13 protein-coding genes are annotated in these 19,453 nt (G+C 48.6%); 3 read left to right on the forward strand and 10 right to left on the reverse strand.

What is annotated here, in order from left to right:
• Positions 1-16: 16 nt before the first annotated feature.
• Positions 17-1,045, reverse strand: coding sequence for a class I mannose-6-phosphate isomerase (locus tag JJQ72_RS14720; RefSeq protein ID WP_208204137.1), 1,029 nt, complete (start codon positions 1,043-1,045; stop codon positions 17-19).
• A gap of 143 nt (positions 1,046-1,188) precedes the next feature.
• Here JJQ72_RS14720 and JJQ72_RS14725 point away from each other — a divergent pair, with 143 nt between their 5' ends.
• Positions 1,189-2,037, forward strand: coding sequence for an AraC family transcriptional regulator (locus JJQ72_RS14725; protein WP_138224670.1), 849 nt, complete (start codon positions 1,189-1,191; stop codon positions 2,035-2,037).
• A 5-nt stretch (positions 2,038-2,042) separates the two neighbouring features.
• On the opposite strand, the gene JJQ72_RS14730 is transcribed toward JJQ72_RS14725, so the two are convergent.
• From JJQ72_RS14730 to JJQ72_RS14740, 3 genes are all read right to left on the reverse strand, one after another.
• Positions 2,043-4,166 carry an ABC transporter ATP-binding protein gene (locus tag JJQ72_RS14730; RefSeq protein WP_208204138.1) on the reverse strand — a complete coding sequence of 708 codons (2,124 nt, stop codon included), beginning with the start codon at positions 4,164-4,166 and terminating at the stop codon, positions 2,043-2,045.
• A 1-nt stretch (position 4,167) separates the two neighbouring features.
• A complete protein-coding gene (locus tag JJQ72_RS14735; protein ID WP_208204139.1) occupies positions 4,168-5,913 on the reverse strand; it encodes an ABC transporter ATP-binding protein in 1,746 nt (581 codons plus the stop codon).
• A 206-nt stretch (positions 5,914-6,119) separates the two neighbouring features.
• Positions 6,120-7,325 (reverse strand): alpha/beta hydrolase family protein, encoded by a 1,206-nt coding sequence (locus tag JJQ72_RS14740; protein WP_138224667.1) that lies wholly within the window; start codon positions 7,323-7,325, stop codon positions 6,120-6,122.
• Positions 7,326-7,367: 42 nt separating this feature from the next.
• Here JJQ72_RS14740 and JJQ72_RS14745 point away from each other — a divergent pair, with 42 nt between their 5' ends.
• Positions 7,368-8,192, forward strand: coding sequence for a response regulator transcription factor (locus JJQ72_RS14745; protein ID WP_138224666.1), 825 nt, complete (start codon positions 7,368-7,370; stop codon positions 8,190-8,192).
• Positions 8,176-9,582, forward strand: a complete 1,407-nt coding sequence (locus JJQ72_RS14750; protein ID WP_175415186.1) for a sensor histidine kinase — start codon at positions 8,176-8,178, stop codon at positions 9,580-9,582. The genes JJQ72_RS14745 and JJQ72_RS14750 overlap by 17 nt, the downstream gene beginning before the upstream one ends.
• Positions 9,583-9,780: 198 nt before the next feature.
• On the opposite strand, the gene JJQ72_RS14755 is transcribed toward JJQ72_RS14750, so the two are convergent.
• From JJQ72_RS14755 to JJQ72_RS14780, 6 genes are all read right to left on the reverse strand, one after another.
• Positions 9,781-11,439: a hypothetical protein gene (locus JJQ72_RS14755; RefSeq protein WP_208204140.1), complete on the reverse strand. Its 1,659-nt coding sequence runs from the start codon at positions 11,437-11,439 to the stop codon at positions 9,781-9,783.
• Between the two features lie 54 nt (positions 11,440-11,493).
• Positions 11,494-13,023 (reverse strand): glycoside hydrolase family protein, encoded by a 1,530-nt coding sequence (locus tag JJQ72_RS14760; RefSeq protein WP_208204141.1) that lies wholly within the window; start codon positions 13,021-13,023, stop codon positions 11,494-11,496.
• A gap of 332 nt (positions 13,024-13,355) precedes the next feature.
• The gene (locus JJQ72_RS14765) at positions 13,356-14,603 is read right to left on the reverse strand and encodes a hypothetical protein (RefSeq protein ID WP_138224662.1); all 1,248 of its coding nucleotides are present in this window, start codon (positions 14,601-14,603) and stop codon (positions 13,356-13,358) included.
• Positions 14,604-14,825: 222 nt separating this feature from the next.
• Positions 14,826-16,403 carry a type 2 periplasmic-binding domain-containing protein gene (locus JJQ72_RS14770; protein ID WP_208204142.1) on the reverse strand — a complete coding sequence of 526 codons (1,578 nt, stop codon included), beginning with the start codon at positions 16,401-16,403 and terminating at the stop codon, positions 14,826-14,828.
• A gap of 14 nt (positions 16,404-16,417) precedes the next feature.
• On the reverse strand, positions 16,418-17,842 hold the full coding sequence (locus tag JJQ72_RS14775) for a family 43 glycosylhydrolase (protein WP_347880760.1): 1,425 nt from the start codon (positions 17,840-17,842) through the stop codon (positions 16,418-16,420).
• Positions 17,843-17,867: 25 nt separating this feature from the next.
• Positions 17,868-19,412, reverse strand: coding sequence for a sulfatase-like hydrolase/transferase (locus JJQ72_RS14780; protein ID WP_208204143.1), 1,545 nt, complete (start codon positions 19,410-19,412; stop codon positions 17,868-17,870).
• Between the last annotated feature and the right edge of the window lie 41 nt (positions 19,413-19,453).

Consider the following 19,453-nt stretch of genomic DNA (forward strand, 5'->3'; position numbering starts at 1 on the left):
CATTCTCCGTGATTTCCTAGCTGATCAAGATGATCTCCGCGTGATCTCCCCGGAAATGAATCTCGGTAGCCTTGGCGGCCACAACAAAGCTCTCCCCTTTGCTCACCTTGAACCAGCTTCCCCCCGCACAAATCTCGGCTTCAGAGGTCACAACAATTCCCACCATCAGCCTGTTCTCCGTGGCCAATGTGGTTTCACCCTGTACCTTCAGCCGATCCACTCTGAAATCCCGGGTTATATCTGTATCGACCAGGTTCTCCACCTGACCGCGCGGCTTCGGGGTTAGCTTGAACTTGTCCTGCACCTCCTGCGGAGTATATTCTGTATAATCAAACACATCCAGGCAAAACTCCAGATCCCTTCCCATAAACCGGGCTTCCGGCGGTACAACCAGCCCTTCGCGCTCAAATTCACACCGCACGACCCAATCCGAAGGCTCCATAATTTCAATCATCGTAATTCCCTCGCCTATCGCGTGCGGAACGCCGCCCGGAATGTACCAGATTTGTCCGGGCTGAACCGGTATCCGCTCAAAGCAGTCATCCATCGCTTTTAAATCCTGCGTCTCGATGATCCGCTTCCACTCCATCCGCGCAGGCGAATGCTGAAACCCCAGCCGGATATAGGGCTCGACATCATCCCGGACATCCAGAATATAATAGCATTCCAGCTTGCCGTGATTTGAATTCAGGAAGGCACGCGAGAACTCCTTCGTAGGATGAGCCTGTGTATGCAGTCTCATCTGGGAATCAAGCAGCTTGCACAGAAACGGCATTTCCGCCGCCGATCCTAAATAAAACTCCTTCTCTCGTTCAAACAGCTCTTTTACCGTGATGAGCTCCCCATCCACAAGCACCTGGGATAAGCCCTCGTTTTCCCGTGGCGCAAGACCCGGATTCTTGGCTGTCACCGTAGAGCAGATCCAATCCTCCGGAGTCTCCCCGTCGGCACAAGCCTCTTTTCCCTTGAATACGTCAAGCCCATAGCCTCCGCGGTAATTTCTTCGCACTCGGTTCTCATTCAGCTTCAAAATATATTGACTCATACGGCCTCCTGTATGCATGTAAGGTTTATGACATTGCTGCATGCTGAGATAAATAGGTTAAAATACCAAGCCGAAGCTATTATAATGAATAACTGTAGCGTGGGTCTTGTATAAATCGTATGGAGACTAGGGGGGAAACCAGCTTGAGTAAACCATGGGAAATCATGAAGCAGCTGAATCAAATGAACTTTAACGTTCTCATTGCCGGCTTAGCCAAGCACGGACCATGCTGGCACAGCAAAGCGTACAAACATCGCTTTCATAGCATATGGATGGTCACCAGAGGCAGCGGAACCTTCATGCTGGACGGAAACTCATATACGGCGGAGCCTGGCAGGCTGTTCGTCGTGTCGCCCGGCATGGTCGTTGAGCGCATGTCTGAGCCAGCCATTGAGTTTTATTTCGTCCGATTTGAGTATGCCCTAGCTTGTGCCTCGAATGACCCCGGCAATTCAGATCACAGTACACCCTCGCCCTTTCCGCTGAGCGGGGCGTATACGATCCTGACGCCTCTTTCCTTGGTGAACACGATGGAACAATTAGTGCAAAATATGAAGCGTCGAGGTGAGTTTACCCTGATGCATCGGCGCATTCTGTTCCTTGAGCTGCTTATGCAAATACTGACGGATTTAAGAACTCAACTGGTCACCGGGGATACCACGATGGCTATAGAAAAAACGATCAATTATATGGTCAATCACTACAACGAAAACATTACCTTAGATCAGCTGTCTACGATGGCTAGTCTGAGCATTAGCCACTACTCTCGTTTATTCAAAAAATATACGAATTACAGCCCGATTCACTATTTAACGCATCTGCGTATGGACCGCGCGAAGGAGCTGTTGATTTTATCGGATTACAGACTGAAGGCCATTGCGCGCAGCGTAGGGTACGAGGACGAGCTATATTTCAGCCGCCTGTTCAAGAAGACCGAAGGCCTCTCTCCTTCCACCTACGCCAAAAACTATGAGACAACGCCCAAGCACTAACTCTGCTACTGTACATGGGGCATGGCATCCAAGCTGTGTTCTTTGTTCTGCAGATCATATAATTTACGATACACTCCCTTTTGCTGGAGTAAAGCATGATGCGTACCCACCTCTTTAATTTCACCCTTATGAAGCACAATAATCTTATCCGCATGACGGATCGTGGATAGACGATGCGCTACAATCAATGTCGTTTTGCCTTTGGACATTTCAAGCAGCCCGGCCTGCAGCGTTTGCTCGGTTTCTGTATCCACGTGAGCCGTAGCTTCATCGAGAATCAGGATGTCCGGATTGTTTACGTACACCCGGAGAAAGGACAATAGCTGCTGTTGTCCAGACGAAAGCTTGATCCCCCGCTCCCCCAGCATGGTTTCGTATTGCTGCGGCAGCTGCTGAATGAAGCTATCCATGTGCAGCGCCTTCGCGGCCAATGTAATTTCTTCATCGGAAATATCCGTGCGGTTGAGCCGTATATTCTCATATACGTTGCCTGTAAACACGAACGGATCCTGCTGAATAACTCCCACCGATTGTCTGAGCCCCGTTAATGCATAGCTGTCTAAAGGCTTCCCGTCCAAGCAAATGCTTCCCTTCTGTATATCATAGAAACGATTAATCAGCTGAATGATCGAGCTCTTCCCTGCCCCGGTTGAGCCTACAAAGGCCACCGTTTCTCCCGGCTTGACCTCAAAGCTGATATTCTTTAGCACCCAATCGTCAGCCTCATAGGTGAACCACACCTTGTCGAAGGCTATGCTGCCCTGAAGCGGCTTGGTAACCTCCTTTGCGTGCGGCGAATTCATGATAGCCGGCTGTTCTTCCAGAAGCTCAAAGATACGCTCTGCTGATGTCAATGCCATCTGGATTTGGGTGTAGCGGTCTGAGAGCGCCATTAACGGCTGGAAGAATTGGCGAACATATGTTGTAAAAGCGTACACGACCCCAAACGTAACGGTAGCCGCCAACACAGAGCCACCCCCGTACCATACGATGAGAGCCAGGGCCAGATTGCCGAAGAGTCCAATCAGCGGATTAAAAAGAGAGTTATTTACCGTTGCTTTCATGCCTGCTTGGTAATGCGCATCGTTGAGACCAACAAACTGCTCCAGCTGCTTCTTCTCCCGAGTAAATATTTGGACGATACTCATGCCGCTCAAGCTTTCAGCCAGGAACGAGTTCAGTTTGGAGAGCATGATGCGGGAGAGCCGCTGCGATTCCCGAATCACCTTTTTGAAATAAATCGTAATAACAATCAGCAGTGGAATCATCGCAAACGAAACGAGTGCCAGTGAAACGTCGAGATGAAGCATAATCGCAGCGATCCCGATCAACAACAGCAGCTCCTTGGCCAGATTGACAATAACCTGTGAGAACAATTGATTCACGGCTTCGACGTCATAAGCTACCCGGGTTACGAGCCGGCCTACAGGATTTCGATCATAGAACGAGGTCTGCAGCTTCGCCAAATGCTCAAACATGACAACACGCAGATCACGAATGATGTGTTGCCCCGTCGTTTGAAGCAATATGGATTGCCAGTATGTAAACACCCCTGCCAATACGACACTGATCAGAAAGAGCACACCGATCGTAATAAAACCGCTAACGTCCTGAACCCGGAACGCGCGAACCTGGCTGTCCGTCATAGGCTCCACAAGCTGAGTACGCCCTTCGGGTGCCGTGATTTCCATCCCGCTTGCGGCGGGAATAAACGTGAGCTCGTCTGTTCTCTCCACCCAACCGTTTAATACATAATATTGATCTTGATAGGCAACAATTTGAGCGCGCTGAACGCTCTCTCCCCCTACCGATTCAGTCAGGTCCTTTGCATCAACCCGATAATACATACGATCTTCATAAGGTATTGCATCTCCGGTTACAACAGGGGCAAGGTCTGCTGGCGCAATGGAGGAATCTGTAGCAATCATCGGTTTGAAAATACCGTGGATGCGCTCATCAATTGCATTTTTTACAAGCAGCGGCTGGGCTACGGTCAATGCAGCAATCAGCATGGCAAGCACAAAAGAACCCGCAATCCGCTTCCGATAGGGGATAGCAAACCGCATCATTTTTCTCCATAACAATGAATCCTTCACTTTCTTCAGCTGAGCTTCCTCATGAATGTCCATGCTATCCCTCCATTACGCGGTTCATAGTCTGCATATGATAAATCGAAGCATACATGCCGCCTTGTTTCATCAGCTCACGATGCGTCCCTTTTTCAACAATCCGTCCCTGATCCATGACAACAATCTGATCTGCATGTCGAATGGCAGACAGCCGATGACTTGTAATGATGGTCGTCCTGTTCTTCATCATTCTCTTGAGCTCTGCTAAAATTCTCTCTTCTGTTTCTGCATCGACCGCGGATAAGCTATCATCAAATATAAGGATGGACGGCTCTTTGATGAGTGCTCGGGCTATGCTCACTCTCTGACGCTGTCCTCCTGATAAAGACACGCCTCTTTCACCGAGCGAGGTATCAAATTGTCTGGGAAATTCAATGATGTTATCATGCACCTGAGCTATTTTGGCCGCTTCCGTAATCTGTTTGAAGGTATACTCCTTGGGGTCAAAGGCAATATTCTCACCGATCGTTGTGGAGAACAGCATATGCTCCTGAGGCACGAATCCGATCGACTGCCGCAGCTGCTTCAAAGGAATGCTCCTTATATCTATACCATCCATAAAAAGCGTTCCTTCTGGCGGATTGTAGAGCCGCAGCAGCAAGTGGACGAGCGTCGTTTTTCCGCTGCCTACCTTCCCGACAATCGCCAGGCTGCTGCCCGCCGGCACCGTGAGCTGAATATCCTCCAGCACCTCTCTGGACTGGTCAGGATAACGAAAGCTCAGTCCCTTAAACTCAATGTGCCCCTTAAGATCAGGGACTCGCTGCACCTCCTCAGCATCAACAACCGCCGCCGGGGTATTCAATATGCTGCGCAGCCGGATATCTGCTGCTCTTCCTCTCTGAAACACATTGATCACGCGCCCCAAATTCTCCACCGGAGGAATCAGCATCGTTAGATAGGTGTTAAAGGCAACAAACTCACCCAGGGTGATACTGGACCGCATGACCAGCAGCCCTCCGAATACAACAGACAGTAAATAGCTAAAACCCACAATGGCTTGGCTTAAAGCGGTAAAGAAGGAGTTCGACTCTATAAGCTTCTGATTGGTTGCAACATTGAGTTCATTGTCCTGTTTAAACTTGTCAAGCTCCTGCTCTTCCTGCACATAAGCCTTGACGACTCGAATGCCTGCACAGAACTCCTGTACCCGGCTGGTAAGCTGGCCAATAGCCTCCTGCACACGGGTCGTTCTCACCTCAATTTGTGTACGGAAACGATAAGCCATATACGCCAGTACCGGCAATGGCAGCATAACCAGGGCGGTAAGTCCGGCATGAACCGTGCTCGCCATGGCCGCAATAGCTATAACGATCAATACAGCCGCCTCAACCAATGCGAATACGCCCATCATGCCTACTTCCCGCAAAATGTTAATGTCATTCACGGCATGGGACATCAAGTCCCCGATACGCTGCCTGGAAAAGTATTCGTTGGACAAGCCTTCCCATTTCACAAACAGCCTCTGTCTCACATTCTTTTCGATTAATCGGGCTAGCCGCAGCAGAGCAATCCGGGCTGTAGCTCGAAATACAGCCAATAGAATGCCGATCCCTGCGATCAACCAAGCTAATGAGATGATTTCCTCTGCAGTGATGGACATTCCCTGCAATTGGTCTGTAAATGTCTCAAGCACCTGAGGAATATACAATTGAAGAAGGCAGGATATGGACAATAACGCTGTCCCTATCATATAGCTGAACTTATACTGCAGCATGTGCTCCTTAAATAATGTGTTTGACTTCACTCATGATCCCTCCCCTTCTTCATCACAATGTAAAGTTTACGCCTCTTGGAGAGATCACAACATGGAGATAAACATCTAGTTTTATGGATATTCTTACTTTGTGGGATGGGGTGGGGTGGGGATTTTCTCTTCCTGTAAACGATATATGTACTAATTAAGAAGGCCGTCCTGTTGTCGATAAACGACATCAGGGCGGCCCAGTTGTTCTATACTTTCACATGTGACTGAATCCATTCCATTATAAGCTTTGCAATGTCCGACTTGTTCATATCTTGCATCATAAGATGCGTATTCCCTTTGTATCCGAGTTCAGTCAAAGTCATCACTTCCCCATATCCGCCAAGCTCATTTAACACTTTTGCGGTCTCCATGCAAGACTCATATCGACCGGTCTGTCCCCTGCTTTCAATATAATCGCCGTATACGGCTAGATAAGGAACGTCCACAAAGTGCTGCTTCAGATCCGCCTGATCGGTCGGTGATCCCACCGGCTCGATGACGATTAGAGCCTTTACTAGCTCTGGACGCTGCCTTACCACTTCGAAGCCTGTAACACCACCCATGGAATGCACCATGAGCACGGCCGGTCCTGTACGTTCGAGCAGAGCAATCATATTCTGAACCTCGACAGGGTCAGCATTTCTGGAGCTTTGTCCTCCTTGTTCCGTCGTTTCTCCTTGAGCCGTTCCGACCGGTCGTTGGCCTCCCTTAGCTGGTCCTTCCGCTGCCTGTCCGCCAGTAACTGCCTCTTTCTTTCCATTTGCCGGCTGCTGCTCGCTGGCACCTCCGCCTTTTACAGAGCTTTGCGTCCCCGTTCCTTCAACACCTGAGCTTTTGCCCTCCGAGATTTGCGGCGAGAACGAAGCGTACAACTGTTCAATATACTCAACTGGATATTGTGTATCTGCATACGGCTCATTCGGTTTACTGCCAAATCCCCATGTTTTCCATATTTTTGACTCGCCCCAAACTGAAAGTGCTGGCTGATTTTCGGTACCGAAAGCGGCAGCATCCAACCCGGATACCGCAAGATTATGCGTATCTACGGCATAGGTATCATATCCTCCAGCAGCGAAATCGCTGGTCCACCCCGCTCTTCCATCCGGTGTCGAAGTGTAGATATACGCCGATAATCCCAATCCGGGAAGCATCACAATAGGCGTTGTTGGCTCTCCTAATGAAAGTCGGTGAATCATGGATTGCCCCGTGTACTGCGTGCCATTGTAAGCACCTCCAACGAAGAAGGTTTCGTTGTGCAGCATCGTCGGTGCTTTTTCCATATCTTTGTTCAGGATAGATGTTAATGGGGCTTGGCTGACTTCATCACTGCATGCAACAGAACTCGCCATCATAACTGCCGACATGAATCCGATCAGGATTCTTTTCGTTCTTTTTTGTTTGATTGATATCATTTTTCTTCATTCCTTTCTCAAATACCTATACGGAGACATACATTGAATTCGATCGTAAGTATATCTCCAAAATGTGATGAAATAATGGAGAATTTAATGATTTCTCTCTGTTGGACAATTGATGACTACAATGAAATAATAACTATAGAATTTATTGCAGGAGCTGTTAAGATGACTGATAATCTAGAAATTCTCCTCGTTGAAGACGATTCCTCAATTCTTGAAGCGCTAACCATTTTTCTGCAAAGAAATAAATATTCAGTTTACGGTGCTACTAAAGGAGAAGAGGCCTTACTGCTGCTCCATAAACACAGTTCCATTTCTCTCGCTATTGTAGATATCATGTTACCCGGTATGAGCGGCTTCGAGGTGCTTAAGAAGATACGTGATCACTCCAATCTTCCAATCATCATTTTATCTGCCAGAGGGCAGGAATGGGATAAGGAGCAAGGCTATCTTTCGGGTACGGACGATTATGTAACCAAACCGTTTTCTCTCAAGGAACTACACTTCCGGATCGAAGCTTTGCTGAGACGATCCCATATGAATGCGGGCACGACAACCGAACAACCTATTCTATCTTATGGAGAGCTCACCATTAACGTGTTGACGCGGCAAGTTCTAGTACGTGGTACACTGATTAACTTGACGCGTAAGGAGTTTGATTTGTTATTTTTACTTGCCAGCCATCCCAATATTGTATTCAATCGAACGTCTTTACTCGATCGAGTCTGGAAAGATGATCTGACAATTACGGATCGAACCGTCGATTCACATATCAAGAATATAAGAAAATCACTTGGCGAGGAAAGCATGATGATTCGGACAGTATGGGGGGTTGGCTACGCTTTTGAGTACGCCAAATAAAGGAACGCACAATCGGCTGTTTTTGAAGCTATGGGGAACGATGGCTTTGCTTATAGCAAGTATTATGCTTCTATTCTTTGTCGTTCAAGTGCTTCAACTGGATTATAATTATCGTGTTAGTACAGAGAAATATTTATATAAGGAAATCAATCGGCTGTCAGAACGGATTGACCGGAAATCCGATGTATCTTCGGACATCCTTGCCTTTGAAAGCGAACAGAATGGCATTCTTGCTGTTTACGGACCGAACATGATATTAGAGCGCTCGACCGCTATGAGAAACTTTAGGGTGAAAATCATGTTAGAGACGGCCTTGTCGAAGGGAGCAAGTGAGATCGCCCAACGTGAAGCTTTCATCGTTACCGTTCCCAAAGCGGATAATCCAAGTTCGGTTAAAGCGGTCATTGCAGGACAACCCCTTAACAATGACGGATATGTAATCGGAATTTTGCCGTTGTCCTTTTCCCAGCAAATTCATGACATGCTTTCAGGACAATTAATCGGAATTGGGGTAACAGCTTTGTTGCTAGCAACATTAATCGCTTTTGTACTTTCCAAGACACTTGTCAAACCGATTAAAGAGCTCCAGATCTCTGCAAGTCGCATTGCCGCGGGTCAATTCGGCATTCGATTAACATGGAAGAGAAATGATGAATTAGGCGATTTGGGACGCTCGGTAGAAGCGATGGCCGAAGAACTTCAGAAGCGGGAACGGGCAGAGAAGGATTTTTATGCAGCCGTATCTCATGAATTGAATACGCCCATCAGCGCAATATCTGCTTTTAACCAATTAATGGAGGAAGATTTGCGCGGACATGAAGAACTAACCGGGTATTGTCGTCAGATTAGCAAGAATACGCATAGACTCCAGCATATGGTCGATGATATGCTCAAATTCTCTAAATACAATAGCAGATTGGATAAAGTCAGATTTCGTGCGATACATATACCCACGCTGTTCAATGATGTCGTGGATGCCAACCGTTCGTTGGCGGAACAAAGAGGAATTCGTATCATCTCGGAATACAATCATAACGAAATTGTTTACAGTGACGACGAAAAGCTTCACACTATCATGTCCAATTTGATTGTTAATGCAATAAAGCACGGTCGTCATGGAAGCGACGTTTGGGTCAAAGTAAGGGACACAGCTGCCGGTATTACCGTCGAGGTTTCCAATCAAGGCTCCATTCCCACTACAGATCTCCCGTTCGTTTTTGAACGGTTTTATAAAAGTGAAAGCACCGGATCGGGAAGCGGCCTAGGTCTTGCGATTTGCAAATCTCTTTTTCTCTTACTAGAACTACCGTACGGCGTTCACAGCGAAGAAGGCTGGGTAAGATTTTGGTTTGTTCTCCCCAATCCTCCTCTACAAGAGTATAAAAATTAGAATAATTCATCCAACAGTGTATATTTAACTTGGCTTCTTTCAGCATGGCAACAGGATTAAAGCCAGAGGCTGTCCCAAAAGTAGATCCTTGTTAACGAGGCAGCTCACTTGAGTGAGATCTGAAGCAAAAAACAAAGACATGGTGGAGTCAGGGAGGTGATCCCAGCACCGCCATGTCTTTATTTTGGTCTATTGTGTTTATTCTGCAATAAACTTCACTTCAGGCACGAAAGACGGCGGCAGAGTCTCAAAATTTCCGACGTTTAAATAGTTGTCTTTAGTTAGATACGTATCACCTACTTGAACATGATCGAGGACGATATTTTCGACCCGTCCAAGACCGCTTGTTGAAGAATCTGTGGATCCTTTGATGAAGTTTTTAAACTGTTCAAACGGCCAGCTGTGAATGTACGAGTTGCGGATTGTAATATTGCGGAACACTTGGTTCTCGGGTAGTCCGAGCGCAATCAGCTTGATGGCTGGTCCGTCAGCACGTATACTGTCGAAGGTGATATTTTCAATGACGTACTCCCGATTTTCTTGATTGCTCGCCCGGGGGCGATAATTAATAATACCTAGATTACTCTGACTGTTTCTTCCATCCACAAATACGATGTCGATATTCGAAACATGAATGTCCGCCACATCGCGGAAGCCCCAACCGAACTGGAACACACCCCCATTGACCATCTGTCCGATCACCGCATTCTTTAGAGTAGCCCCGCCGAAATACAGCTTTACGGTATCGTCGTTCCCGCTCAGGTAGACATCTTCGACTGTCGAATCTTCGGTAAGATTGATACCGTCGTTATTATATCTCCAGTTCGCGAGAACCTTAAAATTGGCGCCGTCGTAGTGTGCATCCCATGACCGCAGGGCATAATGCACGGCGTCGGCAAGTGTGATGCCTTCAACATATCCACCCTTACTGCCGGCTTGGAATTCCAGAAGATTTAATTGATGATACAGCAGCGGCTCACCGGATAGAATTCCTCGGCCATTCACTGTCACACCATCATGCTGGATGAAGAATCCGCCATAGACGATTGCACCACCGGCAATATAGATCTGCTCGATATGAGAAGGGACCACCCATGCCTTGTTCGATCCTGTTCTATCGGTTTGTGTCGTTCCCGTATTGACGGGTCCATACTCTTCAATGTTATACTCGCCCGGACCGAAATACAGCACTTTGTCATTTTTCTTGAGTCCATCAAGTGGGCGATCACCGGCTTTCGCCACGAACACATTGCCTCTCTTGCTGTTGGGCACAAGCTTGGGATCCTCCAGCGGATCAGCAAATACAAACATACGGTCGATCAACTGGCCATTGATTTCTAGGAACACCTTTTGCTTCGGTTTGATGGGAAATGTAACCGTAGAGCCGTCATCCCCAATCTGTGCCTCGATCCCGTATCGGGACGGAAGCACCCTTACCGACTCGAACGGTACGCAATCCAATCTGCGCACCTCCACCTGAGCCGTCCCGCTGAGCGAGAACGTTGTCCAATGCTGTGTCGTTCCTGACTCACGGTAGATTTCGGCACCGTCCTTCCCATTGCCGCTCTTCGGATCATTCTTGTCAAATAACGGGGGTTCAGACAGATTAACGAAAGAGGCTGCCTTTACCCCGTTCTGTTCAACCGTAATAGCAAAGGTATCTGACTCCTTGGTAGCGTCGCCGGGCTTTGGATAAACTACGAATCTCTCTTCATTCCGTTTGCTGTGCTCGTCCGCATGCTGTTCCGCCTTGTCCGGAACCTGAGGGCTGGCACCTGCAGATACGAAGGGCAGAGAGAAGAACAGCGATAGGACCATTATCCCTGAAACAAGCTTTTTCCCGAATCTTATTTTCAACTTTGACACCTCTCATTCGTAATTATTTACTGGACTGAAGTGGGCTTGCCTGCCTTATCTAAACTCGATTTCGTCACCAAACGGGGTGTCCATCGGGTTGAGCTGCTCTAGACTTGTCAGATGCTGGCCTCCTACCGTCAGGTTTTCGAACACGAAGTCTTCAATGCCTCCTCCTACTTTGATCATATTGATGACGCCAGAGGGATAGGTAAATGGCTTCTCGATCCAGATATTACGGAAAGTAAAGTTTCTTAGCGTCCCGCTGTGTGTATCCATATCAAATGCGATCAGACGAAAGAGACTTCCGTCAACCCGGATATCGTCAAACACGATATCTTCGAGATCCCCTGTTGTATTCCGGAGTACACCCGAGAACAGTCCATTGTTCTGACGATCCCCGCCATCGCTCATCCATTCTCCTCGGAGAACGTTAATCTCTGAAATCCGAGTTCCTCCGCCTCCGTCTGCAGCAGCCTGCCCCCAGCCAAGCTGGAACAAAGCGCCGTTCTGCATCCCCCAATAGGAATTGCGCTCAATTAAGCCATGGTTAAAATAATTGGCGTCATCATTGACGCGCGCGAAGCTGCCACGAACAATATCGCCATGGAAGCCATCGCTAGAAAATCTCCATCCGAACGCTTTAAGATTGGAGTAGCTATCTGCACCTTCATAATTAAAGTGATACGGATGGATCGTTGTAATTCCTTCCGCTTGTCCGCCGTTCATGTCAATAATGCCTTTAATCACACTGCCGTCGGGAGAAATATCACTAGGATAGTTTTGCGCCCAATCCGGCTTCGACTTGGGCCATGCCCATCTGGAGCCGACCACCATCCCGCGACCGGCAATCGTAAAGCCTTCTTTCCTTACCTCGATCCTGCCATCCACGATGGTGTTGTGCGGAATGTACAATGCGTCATACGGGCTGTTCTCATCAATGACAATTGCGTTAAGCTCATTCATCGCGGGGTGCCTACTCCCGATCACACCTGGCGGCAGTATCAGCACATTTCCGCTGGGGATTTGGGACAGCGGGTTGACGAACAACATAAGCCCTTCACTGTATGGCCCTGTCTCCGGGGCATTGATCTCCACCAGTATGTGCTTTGTCAAATCGGAGGGGTTAACTTCAAATTCCAGCCAGTCCTTGCCGCTTGTCAGTGTGGCTTGCACCTCGCTGTACCGGCTTGGATTGACCTTCAGCGTCTCGATCGTACCGCCGTCGATCAATTCCACCCTGATGCTGACCCTGGTTTTCGTATCGATCTGAGACAAGTGGACACTGTTGTCTTTATAAGCAGCAGGAATGGTTTCCGGGTCGACGTAATCGGGCCAGGCCTTGTAGGCTGCCGTCCCGTTCGCTGCCTTGTTCCAAGGAGTTTTATCCCCTGCCGGCTTGACCATGACCCTGTATCGCGGAGATACTTCGATGCCCCGAGGATAGTGTAAGGTCGGCTGTACAGTTTTGAAACGTTGCAGCTGCAATCCTTTATCATAGCCCTTCATAGATGCAGTGCCTTGGGAGCTCAGCACCCCTGTGACCGTGAATACAGCTAGTAGCAGTGCGAACCATTTCCTCCGCATATTGATATCAATACCTCCTTCAATGGGATTATCGTCTTTACACGGTTAGTTGCTCTCTCTACTTCCTTTCCATTCAGTTATCGCTTGCAAATCTTAATCCCAGCATTATATTCACATTTCCCTCACCCCCTTAACAAACTACAAATCCGATTGCCTCCGATGAAACCGAGGCCAGAAATAGCCGAAGATACCCGGATGAAACGGTCATAAAAGGGCCGTTTTCCGAGGGATTCATTAGTTTGCCATCATCAAACCAATATGTGTTCGCGTTCGCCTTCGACCCAGCAGCCATGCAATGCGCACATCCATGGCTGCTGGGCTGCAATGACGAGTTATACGGCATTAACTTGAATCGTCCGTCCGTCCTTCAAACGGACAATCGCTGTCCAGGCTTCCTTACGCATCTCTCCCTGCCAAGCCCGCTGGTACCAATTGCTTTCGTAGTTCACCATGAACGGTTCCACATAACAGGTGTACACACATTCGCCGTTTACCATGAAATCAACATAATCGATCGTTTCGGGATACAAGCTTGCGAGCCGAATCCAACGTTTGCCTTCAAACTCCATGCCGGTCTCGAATCCTTGCAAATAGTATCGCTCATCCTCTGGCAGCTTTTCCGTAACAATGCCAATTCCTTCTGCCATTCGGAGAGCAAAAAATCGGTCCTCGCCCTCCGTAATGCCCCAATCTACCGGCGGCTCCTGTTTGGTCATATTGTTGTAGTATCCCCATGACGAGCGCGTGCGGTAAGCAACCTCCAGCTGACCGATGGCCGGGGAATCCTCGTTGCAGACAACCGGCTTGCCCGGCGCCCACTCCCTCACTTTACGGATCATATTGTGATATATTTGCCGGGTCTGTCCGTTGCCATGAATTAGAATGACATCGCTTTCCCTGCAAACCTCCTCATGGATGTAACCGCCGGCCCCACTGCAGCCTACCGGTAATCCACCCGATTCCTGGCGAGCGATTTCCATCAGGGCAACCATCCCCTCTGGCTGCTGGAGCAGCGGATGCTTGCTAAGATTGTGCTCATTACAGACCTCAATGATCACATTGGTATATTCCCCTTCCCTCAAAAAGCGGGATGCCGTGCGGACCGCATTCAGCACGGCCTTACCGTCCGCAAGCCGCGCGGTTTGGCCCGGATAGAAATAACTTACGATAACGGCCATGCCGATCTGATCCGCCGCCCTGATCAAGCGGTCCATTCTTGCCGCATATTCCAGATCCAGCTGAGAGCCGTCCGGACCAAACGGATTGTTCTCGATCGTATGATTGGCAACGGTAAAGCACGGGCCTCCGCCCTGAAAGCCTACTGTGAACGCGCGTAAACCATACTGATACCACGCAGGCAAAGCTTCGATCAACCCGTCCGTATTACGATCCGGATCCCATTGGCGGCCAAACCGATTGAAGCGGCCTGGATCAGCTTTGTCGTCAAAGATTCCCTGAATAAATCTGGCGTTCATTAGCAGCCCGTGAGCCTCTTGCCTGCTCCCCGGGATGTCGGCGTACACCTTGATGCCGTTGATGTAGAAGTTCTCGCCTCGAATTTCAAGCTGGGTATGCCCCATTTACACCACTCCTTTTTATGAATGATATAGTAACCGGCATGGATGACTCATTCGGCAAGTATTTTTGATGAGAGTACCGCCGACGACCGAGCGATGAATTTAGTATATGTACAGCGGCCGTCGAGCGGGGTACCGTATTGGTTCCGTTGTTTGATGTGAAATGCTACCGCTCTCCTGCCTGGCGGCCATTTGCCGTCACCTGGCGGTAGGCAATCTCGAGCTTTATTTCAAGCTTTGATAGGCTTCGTTCAGCTCTTTAATGATCTGGTCTCCACCGTTCTTTTTATACTTCGCAATGGCTGAGTCAAGGTGATCAATAGGCTTAGTTCCAATGATGATACTGTATACATCTTGCAAATAGTCCTTCTCAATTTCCTTTGCCTTCTTGGCATACGTTGGTGATAGATGTGTGATGCCTGCAACCGGATCTAAAGGAGCTGCGTAAGTGGATGCCTCTTCCATAAATCCGATAATTCGGTCTTTATATGCTTCAGGATCCCATTTATACACATCATGATCATTCGCAATGCTTCTGAAAAACCAATTGTTCAGAATCGCAATTCGGTTCCCTTCACTTTTAACGGATTCGGCAGGAGTGAATGTGCCATCTCCGTTTTCTGTGTAATACACGCCTGGAGGACCATTCTTAATGATGTCGGTCCCTTCCTCGGTAACCCACCAATCCAGAATTTCCAAAATTCTATTGATTTTTTGTTCATCCATTTTAGTATTCAGTACGATTTTATCCAGCATTTCCTTTGAATCGTTCAGTTGTATCCCCGTAGGGCCTATAGGAGGAGGCAACTGGATGAACTCAGCCTCAGGGTTTGCCTCTTTGAGCTTGCTCTCATGACGAATCATGGCGACTGGAATCGCATGATCGATGCCGAGTTTTCCGGAGCTGGCTTTATCCTGAATGTCGCTGCCTTTGTTTAGTGGGAAATCCTTGTCAAGGACACCTTCGCGATAAGCTCTGTTCAGGAAGGTCAGATAGTTCTTCATTTCTTCAGCCTGCACCTGAAAAGGCACCAATTGTCCGTCGATTTCCTGCCAGCCCGGAGATAGACCGAATGCATACCTTAGAGGAGCTTCCCCGGCAAATTCGCCGAAGGAGAAGCCCAACGTATCCTGTTTACCGGACTGATTGGGGTCTTCTAGTGCAAATGCTTTGGCAATTCTGTAAAACTCATCTACCGTAAATCCCCCTGGCTCCGGCACTTCAATTCCTAGGTTATCCAGCCAGTCTTTTCTTACGACGTAAGAGAACGGATTGTTTGGAGATCCCTGAGGCACGCCATAGATTTTATCCTTGGGATTGCGCATACCCCAGATCTCCTGTGGAAATGCCTTCTGCAAGTTTGGATAATCCTTCAAATAAGGTTGAAGATCAACAAAAGCCCCTTCGCCCTGCCATTTAATAAATAAATCACTTGCGGGCAATACCTTATAAAGATCCGGCAAATTCCCTGATGCTGCCATGACATTTAATTTCTCATCATAATTCGGACCGGGGATCCACTGAATATTCAGTTCAACATTAAATTTTTCATTTAAATATTGAATAGTCGGATGATTATTGTCCGGCCACCCCCCGCCGGCATAAGACGGGGCCAGCATACTGATGGACAGCTTCTCACGCTCCTCTTCCTTCGGTTGATCGGCTTCGTTACCGCTCGACTGATCAGCTGTTGTTGGCGCATTCCCTTTACTTCCAGCCGTTCCATTGCTCTGATCACTGCAGCCCAATACCATAACGATCATCATGACAAAAGCCAATGTTAAGTACATCCTTTTCTTCATTTCATCTTCTCCTTTCAAAGCTTGCGATAAGTAAAATCATGGAATTGCACGCGGCCCTTTCCTGTTGCCTCAATACCCGCCCGAAGACTCAGGAACCCGCCCAGTGCATTGTGATGATATCCTGACGTATCCATCGTCTCCGGGAGCTTTACCCAATCCTCTTCCTCCAGCTTGTAATAAAGCTCAACCTCATGCTTGTCATTAATGAGCTTGAGTCTCACGCGGTTTGCACTGCAGATTCTAGGTTTAAGTTTCCGCGAGCGTCGGATGCCGAATACACCATGCTTGCTGAGCCCGATTCCCGTATAACAAGCTCGATCGTAAAACAGGAGAAGCAGTCCCTCTGCTCCTTCATCCAGCAGGCTAATTTCCGTCTCGATCGAATAGGCATGATCCGGTACGATGCAGAGAAGCGGGGATAGCTCGACTTCATCGGCGTGAATCGTCAGACTCCGATCCTTGAGTTCGTAACGATGATCGTCAATGGATGCCCCGAAACGCTGCCACTGCAAGCCTAATCTGCTTTCAGCAAACGAGTCGGAGAGCATCATGCCATGATCCGATGGATCCACTGAGGCGCTTGAAGGCAGGGGCAGGGGCTGGTCAGGTTGTATGCCACCTGGGACCCGGAACCACCCGTCCGACGTCCATTCAATAGGCTCCATCAGGGTTTGCCTTCCCAATGTATAGAATTCTTTTTCGTATCCGTGGTACAACATCCACCAGGTACCATCTGATGCGTCGAGCAGCGTGCCATGTCCTCGCGAGCACCATCGCTCGGATCGGCTTGAAGTCCGAACAATCGGATTATACGGTGAGTTTTCCCAAGGACCCCATGGAGTCCGCGAACGAGCGGAAATGACCATATGGCTTGTAGCAGGACCAGCCGTTCCGCCTTGGGCTGAGGTCAAATAGTAATAGTCGTCCTTATACATCAGTTTCGGGGACTCGAGACAAAAACCCTCGACTCGCCATTCCAGGGGATAGGGCCAACCGTCATATACTTTTCGAGGTGTGCCAATCACAGAGCAGCCATCTGCCTCTAATTCCACGAAGTGTCCGCCGGATAGGTGTAAATACCGTTTGCCGTCTGGGGCAGCAATATGGCCCGGATCGATATGCCCTACCGACAGATCGATCGGTCGACTCCATGGCCCTATTGGGGAAGGGGCCGTTACGACCCAGTTTGTTCCGTTCGCAGGGAAGTAAATATAGAACATTCCGTGATGCTCAATAAAGTCGGGGGCCCACACATCCCCAAGATATTCCTGCAGAGCATACCCTACAGGCTCCCAATGAACTAAATTTCTTGAATGCCAGATTAATAATCCAGGAGCATATTGAAAGGACGAATGCGTCATATAATAGTCCTGATCCACCCGCACAATCGAGGGATCAGGATAATCGCCGGCAATAATCGGATTCATATAGTGTTCCACTGTTATGCTAGGCCACCTTTTCTGATTAGATGATTCCTTTCAACACCTCTTGAAAGGTTGGAATATAAATATCTGGAAATACCTGATGTCTTCCGGAAGTCCCGTTCAACAAATTTCCGTCGCAAGCTTTCAATAAACAGCCTCTGAGCTGTTTTACAAGCTCCGGATATTCCGCCGACATCTCTCGTTCCTCCGCCGGATCATCTATAACGTGATACAAACCGATCGCCACGCCTTCCTCATAATTCAGGGATGGCTTCTTCCGCAGCGCTTCCGGAATGACTACACGAAGTTTCCAGCCTTCCTCTGTCACGAGTGCCGGGCCGTAGGGGCCCCCAAACACGATATATTCGTGCTTTGGCGGGTTCGAATCTCCCCGAAGTACAGGCAGAAATGAAAGGCCGTCGCTTCTCTCCGGTACCGGAACGCCTGCGATCTCGGCTACCGTCGCCATCGTATCATAGTTCGCAATCAACTGGTTGCAAACGCTCTCTTTGGGAATAACGCCCGGCCAGGAAACCAGAAACGGAATCCGGCATCCCCCGTCCCAGTTTGAGAACTTTAGGCCAGCCATACCAGCATTACCGTTAAAGACATCCCCATTGGTACGCGTGCGGAATGGAGCATCAATGTCATTCATAGGTTTGCCTTCCAGCGTCCGATCCTTCACCGTGCGCCCCTCTTGCAAATAATAGGTTTCATGCCCGTTATCCGAAGCAAACATAACGATCGTACGATCACTTAAGTCAAGCTCATCTAGCAGCTCCCAAATCTTACCCACCGTCTCATCCAGACGAAGAACCATGGACGCATATTGCTTCTCCTGTTCCGTCAATCTCTCGTCATCTCGAAGCTGTGGGTATACCTCCGGATAATAAATTGGACCGTGAGGAAGCTGACTCGGATGATACAACAGAAACGGACAATGTTGGTTCGCGCGAATGAACTGTGAAATTTTCTCATCGAACAGATCCTGAGAATACACCTTTCTGCAGCTCATATCTTGAGGATCCGTCAAGGCCGGATTTCCGCAGTGAACGTCCGTATTCCCATCAATTTCTATCTTCATCCCATTCTCATAAAGAAACGGAGGGTAAAAGCCGTGGCATTGAATATGATCGTAATAACCGTAGTGATAATCCCAACCATGTTCCCCGATGCTCCGGGCCGTCGTGGAAAATCCCCATTCCAGCTTTCCGATTTGTCCGGTAGCGTATCCGCCCTTGCGCGCTACGGAAGCCAAAAATTCATCCCCCGCCTGCGCTTCAATACCTGTGTTGTATAACAGCTCTTGGAGATCCTCATTGACGATTTCGCCTGTCGATAACTTCTTATAGACATTGCCTGGAGTATATGTCCACCTTCCCGCATGCACGTCGTGAATGCCGCACAGCAGACTGGCCCGCGCAGGAGCGCAAAAAGAGGTCCCATACGCTCTTGTGAAGCGCATGCCTTGATTCGCGATGCGGTCAATATTCGGCGTCTCGATCACTTGTTGCCCGTAACAAGACAGCATCCCCATGCCAAGATCATCTGCGTAAATATAGATTATATTTGGTGTGTCAGCCATACTTCAGCTCCCTTTTGCATATTAAATTTATTACTGTTAGC

Origin of the sequence: Paenibacillus sp. F411 (assembly GCF_017582705.1) — a bacterium.
GTDB classification, from domain to species: Bacteria; Bacillota; Bacilli; order Paenibacillales; family Paenibacillaceae; genus Paenibacillus_AQ; species Paenibacillus_AQ algicola.